The following is a 13,591-nucleotide window of genomic DNA, read 5'->3' on the forward strand; positions in this document are numbered from 1 at the left end:
TCAACCGACCGCCACGGTTTCATCAGGTGGATCGAGTGCGCGATTATAACTCCAAGTTCCTTGGGCCTCACGGCGTGCGATAATCTCGACTTCGCCTACGATGTTTCGATTCAAGTCCTTGATGAGCCCCGCTGGGATGGCATAGTCCGGCCCGGTCTGCCCTTCCACGAGAGCGAGGAACGGCAAACTGCCTACATTAACATGCACGAGAGCGACCGCATCGCTGTGTTCGATCAAGCGCCGCGTCGCATCGTCATCTGGTGGCTCGAAAAGCAGGCTAACTGTAACGGTGGAGTTTTCCGTAGGTGGAAGCGCGCGATATCCAGTCATCTCGATCCACGCCAACTCCTTGGCGTTGACGGCCCAATAGACCGGCAGGCAGCCAAATCGGCGGCGGCGCCTGCGGAATTCCTCGATCCACCAATCATTCTGCCATTCCTCGTATCCGAACAGCATGCCTTCCATGCGCTCGAAATCCTCGCTCCATTTGGATTTTGCCACCGCATCCTTGATCAGTTTCCACGCGGGCACGCGCCACTCCTCACCAATGCGGGTGTAGTAAACGGTGCGAAGGCCCTCAGCGACTTTGCCATGTTTGAGATGGATGGGCTCCTCAAACGGCTCGACCACCACTTCCTTGTGAAGCGCGCCCTCGGCTACGTACCGATCAAACTTCTCCTCGTTCCAATGGCGTTCCGGCGGATACTCCTCGCTGAACCGAGCCAACTGCTTCCTGCCTTCGAGTAGCAATGGCAACTCGTAGCCGCCGTGGATCAGGTAGGGGACGTCGCGGATCGAATGCCATGAAGCCAGCAAGACCTCGCGCCCTTCAGGGTCAAATGCAGTGCCAAAGCGTTCGTTGATCGCCGCGAGTTCGGTCGTATCGAGGAAGTAGCCGCGCTCAAGCGTCGGATCGTCACTCGTATCCGCGAGCAGGGCTCGAAGATCCTCGACCTCATTGACGAAGAACTGAGCCTCTAGCACCGGACTTCCGTGATCGGGATCAAGGGCCTGGAGGAGAAAGCGACGGGGTTCGGGATTCATGAAAACCAGCCAATTCGACCGACATGTTCTTCGTTCGATTGTATTGGGTGGCAAGTACACGCGAAAGCAGATCGGGCCTGATTTCCCTCCCTCGGCCAGGGGAACCGGTTCAAGCGTTACGGAAATCCTAACGTTACTTACCAAAGCCTTATCAAAACACGCGAAATCGAGGCCTCAGCGGGCCGAATTTACCTTTTGTTTACCAGGAAGTCCGAAGGTTAACGCCGGCGGCGCATATGCGCTTGGCCGCCGGGGCGCGCTGTTCGCGTACAGCACGCGTGGGGACGGGAACTTGTCTTGGGGGGCAAGACCCAACGCTCAAAGCCCGGCACGGCCGAGCCGTCAGATGCGCCCGCTCCGCAATGGTTGCGGGCTTCAACGGTTTGCGAGCTCGAGTAATGAATGGTGGAGGACGTCTCGCCCGGTCGCCGAGATCGCCGAGGCAACAGACGGATCTGATGGACGCCCTCGCTGGCGTCGCCGCCGCCTTGCGCGCGTGGCTGCCTTTTGCCGCCTCTCCCGCCAAAGTGCGCCGTCGCAACGATCAGCCGTCCGGCCTGATTGCATTCATGGAAAATCGCCTGCCGCGCCGCAGTGGTCTCGCCGCGACGCTGCTGTTGCTGATCGCGAGCACAGGTCTTGGCGTCGTCAAGGGCGGCCATCTCGAAGCGTTCCTCGCGACCTTGAGCGAGGCGCGCAACGCGATCGCCAACTCGGCCGGTTTCCGCATCACCTCGGTCGCCATCAACGGCCGCAAGCAGCTGACGCAGGACGAAATTCTCACCATCGGCGGCGTCAACGGCCGCTCTTCGCTGCTGTTCCTCGATGCCTCCTCGGTGCGCGAGAAGCTGAAAGCCGATCCCTGGATTAGCGAAGCCACGGTGCTGAAACTCTATCCCGGCCAGTTGCGCATCGATATCGTCGAACGGGCGCCGTTCGCGCTCTGGCAACGCAACGGCCAGCTGTCGGTGATTTCCGAAGATGGCGCGGTGCTGGAGCGGTATGTCTCGCCGCGTTTCGTGAAATTGCCTCTCGTGGTCGGCAAGGGCGCCGAGACCCGTGCCCGCGACTTCCTGGCGCTGCTCGCCCGTTATCCGCAGATCAATGATGTGACCAAGGCCGCGGTTCTGGTCGGCGAACGCCGCTGGAACCTGCGCCTCAACGACGGTCTCGACATTCGCCTGCCGGAAAACGACGTTAGTAACGCGCTCGCAACCTTGAGCAATCTCGACAAGAACGAGCATCTGTTCGCCAAGGACATCGTCGCGATCGACCTGCGGCAGCCCGACCGGCTCGTCGTGCAACTGTCCGACGATGCGGCCAAGGCGCGCGAAGAAGCGCTCAAGAAGAAAGATCCGAAGAAGAAGGTCGGCGACGCATGACGGGCCTCGATCGCAAACAGGCGCCGAAGACGCGACAGATGCCGCAGAAGCGCACCGCGCTGGTGGCCTCGCTCGATATCGGTACCCACAAGATCGCCTGCCTGATCGCGCGGCTGAAGCCGAGCGCGCCGCATGAATCCCTGCGCGGACGCACCCATGCGGTCGAATTGATCGGCTACGGCCAGATCCGTTCGCGCGGCGTCAAGGCCGGCGCGGTGGTCGATCTCGCCGAATGCGAGCAGGCGGTCCGGCAAGCGGTTGCGCTTGCGGAAGACATGGCCAGGGTTCGCGTCGAATCGGTATTGCTGTCGGTGTCGGCCGGGCGGTTGCAGGCCCAGCTGGTTGAAGCTGCGGCCGACATCAAGGGCGGCGCTGTGACCTCGGCCGACGTCGCGCGCATCACCTCGGCCGGCATGCACCATGCGACCGTCGAGGGCCGCACTGCGCTGCACGCCTTGCCGACCGGATACTCCATCGACGGCGTCAAGGGCGTCCGCGATCCCAAGGGCATGATGGCCCGCCAGTTCGGCGTCGATATGAACGTGGTCACGTCGGATACGACCGTGGTCAAAAACCTGATGCTCGTGGTCGAGCGCTGCCATCTCAACGTCGAGGCGATGGCGGCGAGCCCCTACGTGGCGGGCCTGGCGATCCTGACCGACGACGAGGCCGATCTTGGCGCCGCTGTGGTCGAAATGGGGGCGGGGACCACCACGATTGCGACCTATTCGGGGGGGCGGCTCGTCCACACATCCGGGTTTGCGCTGGGCGGCCACCACATCACCATGGATCTTGCGCGAGGGGTCTCCGCATGCATTGCGGATGCCGAGCGAATCAAGACGTTATATGGCACTGTGCTGACCGGCGGGTCTGACGCACACGAGCTGATGTCCGTGCCGTCTACCGGCGACGACGAGCTGGATGTTCCGCAGGTCGTGTCACGCGCCACGATTGCAAACATCGTCCGGCACCGTGCCGAGGAGATTTTTGAGATGGTCAGGGACCGGCTTGCGGATTCTCCCTTTGCGGCGGAGCCCAAAGCCCGTGTCGTCCTGAGCGGTGGCGCCTGTCAGCTCACCGGAACGCTGGAACTTGCCACCCGAATCCTCAACCGCCCGGTACGAATCGGCCGCCCGCTCGGCTTCAGCCGCCTTCCCAACGAGGCCAAGGGCGCCTCCTTCGCGGTGCCGGCCGGCCTCCTGGTCTATCCGCAATACGCTCATCTCGAACATGTCGAACCGCGGTACACGCGGCAGCTCCGGACAGGGACCGACGGCTATTTTGGAAAAGTCGGACGATGGCTTCGTGAGGGCTTCTGATGAATCTTTTTCGCAAATCCGAAATTTCACCAACACCCGCGGCTCAATGCCGGGGCGAAACCACGCGCGCGTGACCCGAGAGGCAAACATGGCACTCAATATTACTCCTCCTGACATTCATGAGCTGAAGCCCCGGATCACCGTCTTCGGCGTCGGTGGCGCCGGCGGCAACGCCGTCAACAACATGATCACGGCGGGCTTGCAGGGGGTCGACTTCGTCGTCGCCAACACGGACGCGCAGGCGCTCACGATGTCGAAGGCGCAGCGCATCATCCAGATGGGCACGCAGGTCACACAGGGCCTGGGCGCCGGTTCGCAGCCCGATGTTGGCGCAGCCGCGGCGCAAGAAGTCCTCGACGAGATCCGCGATCACATCTCCGGCGTCAACATGGTGTTCGTCACCGCCGGCATGGGCGGCGGCACCGGCACGGGTGCTGCCCCCGTCATCGCCAAGATCGCGCGCGACCTCGGCATCCTCACCGTCGGCGTCGTCACCAAGCCGTTCCACTTCGAAGGCCAGCGGCGCATGCGCACGGCCGAAGCCGGCATCACCGAGCTTCACAAGGTGGTCGACACGCTCCTGATCATCCCGAACCAGAACTTGTTCCGGGTCGCCAACGAAAAGACCACCTTCGCCGACGCCTTCGCGATGGCCGACCAGGTGCTCTATTCGGGCGTCGCCTGCATCACCGACCTGATGGTCAAGGAAGGCCTGATCAATCTCGACTTCGCCGACGTCCGCGCGGTGATGCGGGAGATGGGCAAGGCGATGATGGGCACCGGCGAGGCCACCGGCGAGAAGCGCGCGCTGACCGCCGCCGAAGCCGCGATCGCCAACCCCCTGATCGACGACTCCTCGATGAAGGGCGCGCGCGGTCTTCTGATCTCGATCACCGGCGGCAAGGACCTGACGCTGTTCGAGGTCGACGAAGCCGCCACGCGGATTCGCGAAGAGGTCGATCAGGATGCCAACATCATCGTCGGCGCCACTTTCGACGAAGCGCTCGACGGCGTCATCCGCGTCTCGGTGGTCGCCACCGGCATCGAACAGGCGCTGATCTCCCGCAACGCCGGGGTCTCGCCGCCGTCTGTCGCCACCCCGATCGCGCCCGCGGCTTCGTCAGGACCGGATTCGCGTCTGGCCGAACTGACCGCCCGGCTCCGCGCCGACAATGCGCGGCTGGCCGAACGCGCCCACAAGTTCGAAAGCTCGAACAGCGCCCAGCCTGCGCCCTTGACGCCGCCGCGCCCGACCGTCGAGCGCGCCGCGCTCGCGGCGATCGCCGCTGCCGTGTCGACCGACGCGCCGCAGGCGCACGCCGCGCCGTTGCAGCCGGCGGCTTATGGCGACGTCACCGTTCGCCCGATCGCGCAGAAGCCGACCCTGTTTCCCGATCCGGAAGTAGCGTCCGCGCCCGCTGCCGAAGCCGCCCCGCCGGAAAACTTCATTCCGCAGGCGGCCGAGCGGCCGCCAGCCCGTGCGCCGCGGATGCCGAAGTTCGAGGACCTGCCGATGCCGGCCCAGAACGAAATCCGTCAGGCCCGCGGGGAAATCGAGGACGACCATCCGCAGAAGGCCAAGATGTCGCTGTTGCAGCGTCTGGCCAATGTCGGCCTTGGCCGCCGCGACGAGGAAAGCGAGCCGCCGATTGCCGCGCGCGCCGCAGGACCGGCCATGCCGGCCATGCCGCCGCTCCCCGACCGCAAGCCGCAGCGCACGGTTTCTCAGCAAATGGGGAATCATGGGCCGGTATCAGAGTATGCGCCGCGCCAGGTCCCGCAGGGGTTGGACATCCACGGCCGCCAGGCGCCTGTGGCCCCCGCGCCACAGGGCGATGACCATCTTGATATCCCAGCTTTCCTGCGCCGGCAGGGCAGCTGAAACTTGTTACAATCTTGACGATGCCAAGAGGCCCCGGTCTGACCGCCGGGGCCTCTTTCGTTTTGCGGCCCGCTTGAGGCTGTGTTTCGATCCAAGCCATTGAAAATAAAATGTTATATTTGTCTGCTAAAGTTCCGATGACAGCCGTTTGAAGGTTGCTTTCGGTGCCGGATTTGGGTCAGGCCTTGGCGCGAATGCGGCAGAGATAGGGTAACAATCGGTAAAAAAGCGTGAGTTGGCGTGCAATAAGGCAATGACTATTCTGACCGCGACTTGGGGAACCACTGAGTCGGACCGGCGACAAATAGGGGTAGCTGGTCTGGTCTCACGGTAAGTCAGTGTGGGCACTTCTGTATGAAATTCGGCCGGCAGACAACGCTGCGTTCGCAAGCTACCGTGACAGGTGTCGGCGTCCATTCCGGACTACCGGTCAATCTCACAATCGGACCTGCATCCGTGGATGCGGGTTTTGTTTTTGTCCGCACCAGTCCTGATGGCGGCGACCGTGAAGTTCGCGCTGTCGCTGAATCCGTCATCGCCACCGAATTTGCCACCGTCCTTGGCGACCGCCAGCAGGGCCCGCTCGTCTCCACCGCAGAGCACGTGCTGGCCGCATTGCGCGGCATGGGTGTGGATAACGCCACCATCGAAGTCGACGGCCCCGAAGTGCCGATCATGGACGGCAGCGCCGCCGCTTTTGTGGCCGCGATCGAGCAGGCCGGCATCGTCAGCCAGTCGGCGGCACGCCGTTTCATCCAGGTCACCAAGCCGGTGCAGGTCGCAATCGGCGATTCCTTCGGTGAGCTGCGCCCGAACAATTCCGGTTTCCGCGCGGAAGTGGAAATCGATTTCGCCAATCCCGTGATCGGCCGGCAAAGCTACATCCTCGATCTCAGTGCGGAGCGCTTCCGCCGCGATATCTCCCGCGCCCGCACCTTCGGCTGCGTCAACGACGTTGCCCGCCTCTGGAGCGCCGGTTTTGCGCTCGGCGCCTCCTTCGAGAATTCGGTGGTGTTCGACGACACCCGCCTGCTCAACACCGAAGGCCTCCGTTACAGCGACGAATGCGTCCGTCACAAGGTCCTGGACGTGATCGGTGATCTCGCGCTGGCGGGCCTGCCGCTGCTTGGCACCTACCGCTCGGTGCGCGGCGGTCACAAGCTCAATCATGCGGTTCTGACCGCGCTCTTGGCCGACCGCTCGGCCTGGCGGGTGGTCGAGGCCGAAGCCGGCCGCCGCACGCGCGCTCCCGCCGAGGTCGGCCGCGGCATGGTCGGCGGTCTGGTCGCTCCCGCCTACGGTCCGGACGTTTCCTGAAACGTCCCTTTCTTGCCCGCCGTCTCATTATCCGCGTGATTTTGCGCTATCCACGCCAATGGACCGTGTTTTTGCCGATAGCCATCCGCCTTAATCCGGGCGAAATGCCTACGTATCCGGTTGGTTAAGGGGCTTGTTTTAGATAAACAGGGGCCGGGGCGACGATTGCGCCGGTCCCCATTATGCTGCGCCCCCTGCGCATGAAAGGCGTCAGGCCTGAACTCGATGTCGATAAACCGTATGGCGCTCACTCTGCGACTTTCGAATCGTTGGAGTCTCGTGGCTCTCGCGCGGCAAGACGTTGTGCGACGCCTGCGTGTCGCCGCCGGCCTTGTCGTGGCCGCGACCATGTTGAGCGCGTGCAGCTCGGCCACCGAGCTCTGGGACAAGGTCACCCAGAAGGACGACACCTTCGTCGAGCAGCCCGCCGAACAGCTCTACAACGAAGGCCTGTTCCTGACGAACGAGAAGCGCGACGCCAAGGGCGGCGCGAAGAAGTTCGAGGAAGTGGACCGTCAGCATCCCTATTCGGACCTGGCGCGCAAATCGCTGCTGATGTCGGCCTACGCCTATTATCAGGCGAACGATTATGACAGCTGCATCGGGGCTGCGACCCGCTACGTCACGCTGCATCCGGGAAGCGCGGACGCGGCCTATGCGCAATACCTGATTGCCGCGTCGCATTACGACCAGATCACCGACGTCAGCCGCGACCAGACCCGGACCGAAAAGGCGATCGCGGCGCTGGAAGAAGTCGTACGAAAATATCCGACGTCGGAATATGCCGTCAGCGCCAAGGCCAAGCTGGAGGCCGCGCGCGACCAGCTTGCGGGTCGCGAGATGAATGTGGGCCGCCAATTATTGCAGAAGCGCAACTACATCGGCGCCATCAACCGATTCAAGACCGTGGTGACGCAGTACCAGACCACGCGCCACGTCGAGGAAGCGCTGGCGCGGCTAACCGAAGCCTATATGGCGGTCGGCATCGTCGGCGAGGCTCAGACCGCGGCCGCCGTGCTCGGGCACAATTTTCCCGACAGTCCCTGGTACAAGGACGCCTATAATCTAGTAAAAGGCGGCGGCTACGAGCCGACCGAGAACACGGGCTCCTATATTTCCAAGGCCTTCAAGAAGCTCGGTCTCGGCTAGGATCTGATTCCAATCAGGCATGGAATCGGGTTTGATTCCTCTAATTGGAACCTGATCTGGGATTTATCCTCTCATGCTGGCGCGTCTGTCGATCCGTGACATCGTCCTGATCGAACGGCTCGATATCGAGTTTTCCCGAGGGCTCGCGGTTTTGACCGGCGAGACCGGCGCGGGCAAATCCATTTTGCTGGATGCCTTTGCGCTGGCGCTCGGCGGCCGCGGCGATGCCACCCTGGTGCGTAACGGCGCCGAGCAGGGCCAGGTCACGGCCGTATTCGATGTGCCGAAGGGCCATCCGGCCGCGGCTATCCTCGCCGACAACGGCCTGGACGACACCGGAGAGATGATCCTGCGCCGCGTGCAACTGGCCGATGGCCGCACCCGCGCCTTCATCAACGATCAGGCGATCAGCGTGCAGACCCTGAAAGCGCTGGGCTCGGCGCTGGTCGAGATCCACGGCCAGCATGATGAACGCGCGCTGGTCGATGCCTCGACCCACCGCCGCCTGCTCGATGCGTTTTCCGGGCTCGAAAAAGACGTCGCCGCGCTGGAGAAGCTCTGGGAGGCGCGGCGCGAGGCCAACCGCCTGCTCGACGAGCACCGCGCTGGCATGGAGCGGGCTGCGCGGGAGGCAGATTATCTGCGGCACGCTTCCGACGAATTGAAGCAGCTCGCGCCAAAGGACGGCGAGGAAACGGCTTTGGCCTCCCGCCGCACCACGATGATGCAGGGCGAGAAGATCGCCTCCGACCTGCGCGAGGCGCAGGAAGCGGTCTCCGGCAATCACTCGCCGGTGGCTGCGCTGTCGGCCGCGGTGCGCCGGCTCGAACGGCGCGCGGCGAATTCACCGGCTTTGGTCGAGCCCGCGGTGAAGGCGATCGATATCGCGATCAACGCGTTAGAGGAGGCCGATCAGCATCTGTCGAGAGCGCTGGCTGCTGCGGATTTTGATCCGGCCGAGCTCGAGCGCATCGAAGAGCGGTTGTTCGCCTTGCGCGCGGCTTCCCGCAAATATTCGACCCCGGTCGACGGGCTCGCCGCGCTTGCCACCAAATATGCCGCCGATGTCGCGCTGATCGATGCCGGCGCCGATCAGTTGAAGAAGCTGGAAGAGGCGGCCGATGCCGCCGACAAGCGCTATGTGGCCGCGGCCGCCAAACTCTCCGCAGCGCGGGTCAAGTCGGCGGAAAAGCTCAACAAGGCCGTCAACGCCGAGCTTGCGCCGCTAAAACTCGAGCGCGCGAAATTCACCACGCAGGTGGACTCCGATCCGGCGTCGCCCGGTCCGCAAGGCTATGACCGCGTCGAGTTCTGGGTACAGACCAATCCGGGCACCCGGCCCGGGCCACTGATGAAAGTCGCCTCCGGCGGCGAGCTGTCGCGCTTTCTTCTGGCGCTCAAGGTCGTGCTGTCCGACCGCGGCTCCGCGCCAACGCTGGTGTTCGACGAAATCGACACCGGGGTCGGTGGCGCGGTCGCGGATGCGATCGGCGCGCGGCTGGCGCGGCTCGCCTCCAAGGTGCAGGTGATGGCGGTGACGCATGCGCCGCAGGTCGCCGCGCGCGCGGACCAGCATCTCTTGATCTCCAAGGATGCGCTCGACAAGGGCAAGCGCGTCGCCACCCGCGTCAATGCGCTGGCGGCCGATCACCGCCGCGAGGAAATCGCCCGCATGCTCGCCGGCGCCGAAATCACCGCGGAGGCCCGCGCCGCCGCCGAGCGGCTGCTCAAGGCGGCGACGGCGTAGTACATTTCCTGCCATGGCAACCAAGGCAAAACCCAAAAAGCTCACCGAGGTCGCCGACCTCACCAAGGCGCAGGCCAAGGTCGAGCACATGCGGCTGGCGCTTGAGATCGAAGGGCATGACACGGCGTATTACCAGGACGACGCCCCCAAAGTCACCGACGCCGAATACGACGCGCTGCGCCAGCGCTTCAACGCGATCGAAAAACGCTTTCCGGAACTGGTCAGCGCGGAATCGCCATCGCAGAAGGTCGGCGCCGCGCCTTCCGGCAGGTTTAGCAAGGTGCGTCATGCGGTGCCGATGCTCTCGCTCGACAACGCCTTTGCCGAGGAGGATGTGGTCGATTTCGTTGGCCGAATCCGCCGCTTCCTGAAGCTATCCGAGGACGAGCGCATCGATTTTTCCGCCGAGCCAAAGATCGACGGGCTCTCGATGTCGCTGCGCTACGAGGATGGCGAACTCGTCACCGCTGCGACGCGCGGCGACGGGGCGGAAGGCGAGGACGTCACCGCCAACATCCGTACGCTCGACGACGTGCCGAAGAAGCTGAAGGGACGCAAGTTCCCGCAAATCTGCGAGGTGCGCGGCGAGGTCTACATGACCAAGAAGGCGTTTCTGGTTCTCAACAAGAAGCAGGTTGAGGCCGGGGAAGCGCCGTTCGCCAATCCGCGCAACTCGGCCGCCGGCTCGCTGCGTCAGAAAGACCCCACGATCACTGCCTCGCGCCCGCTCGGCTTCTTTGCCTATGCCTGGGGCGAGATGAGTGACATGCCGGAAGACACGCAGTCCGGCATGATCGCCTGGTTCGAACACTGCGGCTTCAAGACCAATCCGCTGACAAAGCTCTGCCACTCGGTCGAGGAACTGATCGCGTTTCATCGCAAGATCGAGGAACAGCGCGCCAAACTCGACTACGACATCGACGGCGTGGTCTACAAGGTCGATCGCCTCGACTGGCAGGAACGCCTCGGCTTCGTCTCGCGCACCCCGCGCTGGGGCATTGCGCACAAATTTCCGGCCGAGCGCGCCACGACGATCCTGCGCGATATCGAGATCCAGGTCGGGCGCACCGGTTCGTTCACGCCGGTCGGCAAGCTGGAGCCGGTCGGCGTCGGCGGCGTCATCGTGCAGAACGTCACGCTGCACAACGAGGACTACATCCGGGGCATCGGCAACAAGGGCGAGGAACTGCGCGAGGGCCGCGATATCCGGATCGGCGACACCGTCGTGATCCAGCGCGCCGGCGACGTGATCCCGCAAGTTGTCGATGTCGTCATCGACAAACGCCCGAAGGATGCCAGGGTTTTTCACTTTCCGAAAAAATGCCCGTGTCCGCTGCATACCGACGTGGTGCGCGAGGAAACCGCAACCGGCGAGGAAGGCTCGCGTGCGCGTTGCAGCGGCGAGTTCGCCTGCCCCTACCAGAAGATCGAGCATCTGAAGCTGTTCGTGTCGCGGCGTGCCTTCGACATCGATGGTCTCGGCGAGAAGCAATTGCAATATTTCTTCGACGAGGAATGGGTTCGCGAGCCGGCCGACATCTTCACGCTGCAGAAGCGCAACGCCAAACTCAAGCTCGAGGAGATCGAGGGTTATGGCGAAACCTCCGTGCGCAATCTGTTCGCGGCCATCGAAGGCCGGCGCACGATTTCGCTGGAGCGCTTCATCTATGCGCTCGGCATGCGCCATGTCGGCGAGACCACGGCGCTGGCGCTGGCGCGCGGTTATGGCTCCTGGGATGCCTTCCACGACGCCTGCATGAAGGTCACCAGGGACGACGAGGAAGCCATCGCCGAAATGGATGCGCTCGACCAGATCGGCGACACCGTGATCGCCAGCATCAAGGCCTATTTCGGCGAAAGCCATAACCGCGGGATTGTCGAGCGGCTGACGCGCGAGGTCGATATCCTCGATGCCGAAAAGCCGAAGAGCAATTCGATCGTTGCCGGCAAGACGGTGGTGTTCACGGGGTCGCTGGAGAAGATGACGCGCGACGAGGCCAAGGCGATGGCCGAGCGCCTCGGGGCCAAGGCGGCGGGCTCGGTGTCAAAGAAAACGGATTATGTCGTCGCGGGTCCCGGCGCGGGCTCAAAGCTTGCAGAGGCGACAAAGCACGGCGTCACGGTTTTGACGGAAGACGAGTGGCTGAAGATGGTCGGAGAGTAGCACCGCATCCGCAACTTCCGTCGTCATCATCCGCGAAAGCGGATGATCCAGTATTCCAGAGACATCGATTTGTTATCGAGAGGGCTCGGTGTACTGGATACCCCGCTTTCGCGGGGTATGACCAGGAGCGGGGCATTCTCTGGCCTCACACGATCCCGCTCTCTTCTTCCGCCTGTTCGATCAGTTCCTCGCTCACCACCACATTGCGCCGGGGAATGATGAAGACCATGGTCGAGGCGCAAGCGAGCGAAAGCGCGAACACCGCGGCGTTGAGCGGGGCGGGCGTGGTGAAGTGGCCACCGAGATAAGCGCCGAACTGCGACAGGAACGATCCCAGCCCCATCTGCAAGAATCCCATCGCGCCCGAGGCGGTACCGGCGGCCTCGGGCCGCACGCTGATGGCCCCGGCCGCCGAGTTCGACATCACGAAGGCATTGGCGAACATCACGATCATCTGGGTGCCGAACAGCCACGCCGGCGCCTGGTTGATGCCGGTGAGGCCGCAGACGAGGTTGAGCAGGCTGCCGGCGAGTTGCAGCGCGAGCCCGAACCAGATCAGCCGCTCCAGAGAATGGCGCGGCGCAAAGCGCACACAAAAGAGATTGCCGACCAGGTAGGCGAAGCCGATAAGAGCAAACCACGCGCCATATTCAGCGCCGGTGCGCCCCATATGCGTAATGACGATATAGGGGGCGCCGCCTGCGAAGGTGAAGATGATCTGCGAGGCCAGCACCTGGCACAGCATATAGCCGATGAAGGCGCGGCTGGTTAGAAGACCGCCGACATCGCGGCGGAAGCTCGCGCTGGCGAGCCTTTCGCGGCGGGTCTCCGGCAGCGCCAGCGCAATGGCGGCGGCCACAACCAGTGACATCGCCGTAGTGGCGTAGAAGATGGCGCGCCAGCCGAATGAGTTCTCGATCAGACCACCGGCCAAGGGGCTCAGCATCTGCGCGATCATCATGACGCCGATCACGAGTGAGATCATCGAGGAGATACGTTCGCGGCTATAGAGGTCGCGGATGATGGCACGGCTTATCACCATGCCACTGGCGCCGCCGAACGCCTGGAAGAAACGCGCGGCGATCAGTTGCGGCAGCGTCTCGGCGAAACTGCACGCCGCGCTTGCCACCACCATCAGGCCGAGACCCGCGAGCAAGACCGGCCGCCGTCCGAAGCGATCGGACAGCGGCCCCATCAGGATCTGCGAGCAGGCGATGCCGACCATGTAGAGCGACACCGTCATCTGCGCGATGGAGACGTTGCTATCGAACGTCTTCGCAAGTACCGGCAGCGCCGGCACCAGCATGTAGAGCGAGATCGGCGCCACGCCGGTCATGGCGACCAGAAGCAACAGCATGATCCGCGTCTTCGCGGAGCTTTCGCTGTCGGTCAGTGCGGCCGATCTGCCGACGACGCCGTGCATGAGGGTCCAGTTTCCGCAGTCGCGATCAGACCGCAAAGCGGTCCGGTATGCGTCCTCTGCTTTGTTGGAGTGATCTTGTTGAGTCGGACTTTAGCCGCATTCGGCGAAGCGCAAATGCGGTGTTTCGGAATGCCGCTACTCGTTTTCCGGGATGCGTTGCGCGC

9 protein-coding genes are annotated in these 13,591 nt (G+C 63.5%); 7 read left to right on the forward strand and 2 right to left on the reverse strand.

Features of this window, described 5'->3' with window-relative positions:
- Complete coding sequence (locus BUA38_RS20495; protein ID WP_072820672.1) at positions 1–1,044, reverse strand: hypothetical protein; 1,044 nt, start codon at positions 1,042–1,044, stop codon at positions 1–3.
- 398 nt (positions 1,045–1,442) lie between these two features.
- Here BUA38_RS20495 and BUA38_RS20500 point away from each other — a divergent pair, with 398 nt between their 5' ends.
- The 7 genes from BUA38_RS20500 (at position 1,443) to ligA (ending at position 12,004) form a co-directional block, all read left to right on the forward strand.
- Complete coding sequence (locus tag BUA38_RS20500) at positions 1,443–2,426, forward strand: cell division protein FtsQ/DivIB (protein ID WP_072820674.1); 984 nt, start codon at positions 1,443–1,445, stop codon at positions 2,424–2,426.
- Positions 2,423–3,745: a cell division protein FtsA gene (gene ftsA, locus BUA38_RS20505; RefSeq protein ID WP_072820677.1), complete on the forward strand. Its 1,323-nt coding sequence runs from the start codon at positions 2,423–2,425 to the stop codon at positions 3,743–3,745. The genes BUA38_RS20500 and ftsA overlap by 4 nt, the downstream gene beginning before the upstream one ends.
- A gap of 88 nt (positions 3,746–3,833) precedes the next feature.
- Positions 3,834–5,627: a cell division protein FtsZ gene (ftsZ, locus tag BUA38_RS20510; RefSeq protein ID WP_072826275.1), complete on the forward strand. Its 1,794-nt coding sequence runs from the start codon at positions 3,834–3,836 to the stop codon at positions 5,625–5,627.
- Between the two features lie 354 nt (positions 5,628–5,981).
- Complete coding sequence (gene lpxC, locus BUA38_RS20515; protein WP_072820679.1) at positions 5,982–6,944, forward strand: UDP-3-O-acyl-N-acetylglucosamine deacetylase; 963 nt, start codon at positions 5,982–5,984, stop codon at positions 6,942–6,944.
- 225 nt (positions 6,945–7,169) lie between these two features.
- Positions 7,170–8,093 carry an outer membrane protein assembly factor BamD gene (locus BUA38_RS20520; RefSeq protein ID WP_083587664.1) on the forward strand — a complete coding sequence of 308 codons (924 nt, stop codon included), beginning with the start codon at positions 7,170–7,172 and terminating at the stop codon, positions 8,091–8,093.
- A gap of 73 nt (positions 8,094–8,166) precedes the next feature.
- Complete coding sequence (gene recN, locus BUA38_RS20525; protein ID WP_072820685.1) at positions 8,167–9,840, forward strand: DNA repair protein RecN; 1,674 nt, start codon at positions 8,167–8,169, stop codon at positions 9,838–9,840.
- Between the two features lie 13 nt (positions 9,841–9,853).
- Positions 9,854–12,004: an NAD-dependent DNA ligase LigA gene (gene ligA, locus BUA38_RS20530; RefSeq protein ID WP_072820687.1), complete on the forward strand. Its 2,151-nt coding sequence runs from the start codon at positions 9,854–9,856 to the stop codon at positions 12,002–12,004.
- 145 nt (positions 12,005–12,149) lie between these two features.
- Here ligA and BUA38_RS20535 read toward each other — a convergent pair whose 3' ends face one another.
- A complete protein-coding gene (locus BUA38_RS20535; protein ID WP_072820690.1) occupies positions 12,150–13,427 on the reverse strand; it encodes a multidrug effflux MFS transporter in 1,278 nt (425 codons plus the stop codon).
- Between the last annotated feature and the right edge of the window lie 164 nt (positions 13,428–13,591).

The sequence above is a fragment of the Bradyrhizobium erythrophlei genome (assembly GCF_900142985.1).
In the GTDB taxonomy this organism is placed as follows: domain Bacteria; phylum Pseudomonadota; class Alphaproteobacteria; order Rhizobiales; family Xanthobacteraceae; genus Bradyrhizobium; species Bradyrhizobium erythrophlei_B.

Excerpts from the sequence above, each read along its gene's own strand:
- lpxC (WP_072820679.1), top strand. The coding sequence starts at position 5,982 with ATGAAATTCGGCCGGCAGACAACGCTGCGTTCGCAAGCTACCGTGACA.
- BUA38_RS20535 (WP_072820690.1), bottom strand. The coding sequence starts at position 13,427 with ATGCACGGCGTCGTCGGCAGATCGGCCGCACTGACCGACAGCGAAAGC.
- ligA (WP_072820687.1), top strand. The coding sequence starts at position 9,854 with ATGGCAACCAAGGCAAAACCCAAAAAGCTCACCGAGGTCGCCGACCTC.
- ftsZ (WP_072826275.1), top strand. The coding sequence starts at position 3,834 with ATGGCACTCAATATTACTCCTCCTGACATTCATGAGCTGAAGCCCCGG.
- recN (WP_072820685.1), top strand. The coding sequence starts at position 8,167 with ATGCTGGCGCGTCTGTCGATCCGTGACATCGTCCTGATCGAACGGCTC.
- ftsA (WP_072820677.1), top strand. The coding sequence starts at position 2,423 with ATGACGGGCCTCGATCGCAAACAGGCGCCGAAGACGCGACAGATGCCG.
- BUA38_RS20520 (WP_083587664.1), top strand. The coding sequence starts at position 7,170 with ATGTCGATAAACCGTATGGCGCTCACTCTGCGACTTTCGAATCGTTGG.
- BUA38_RS20495 (WP_072820672.1), bottom strand. The coding sequence starts at position 1,044 with ATGAATCCCGAACCCCGTCGCTTTCTCCTCCAGGCCCTTGATCCCGAT.
- BUA38_RS20500 (WP_072820674.1), top strand. The coding sequence starts at position 1,443 with ATGAATGGTGGAGGACGTCTCGCCCGGTCGCCGAGATCGCCGAGGCAA.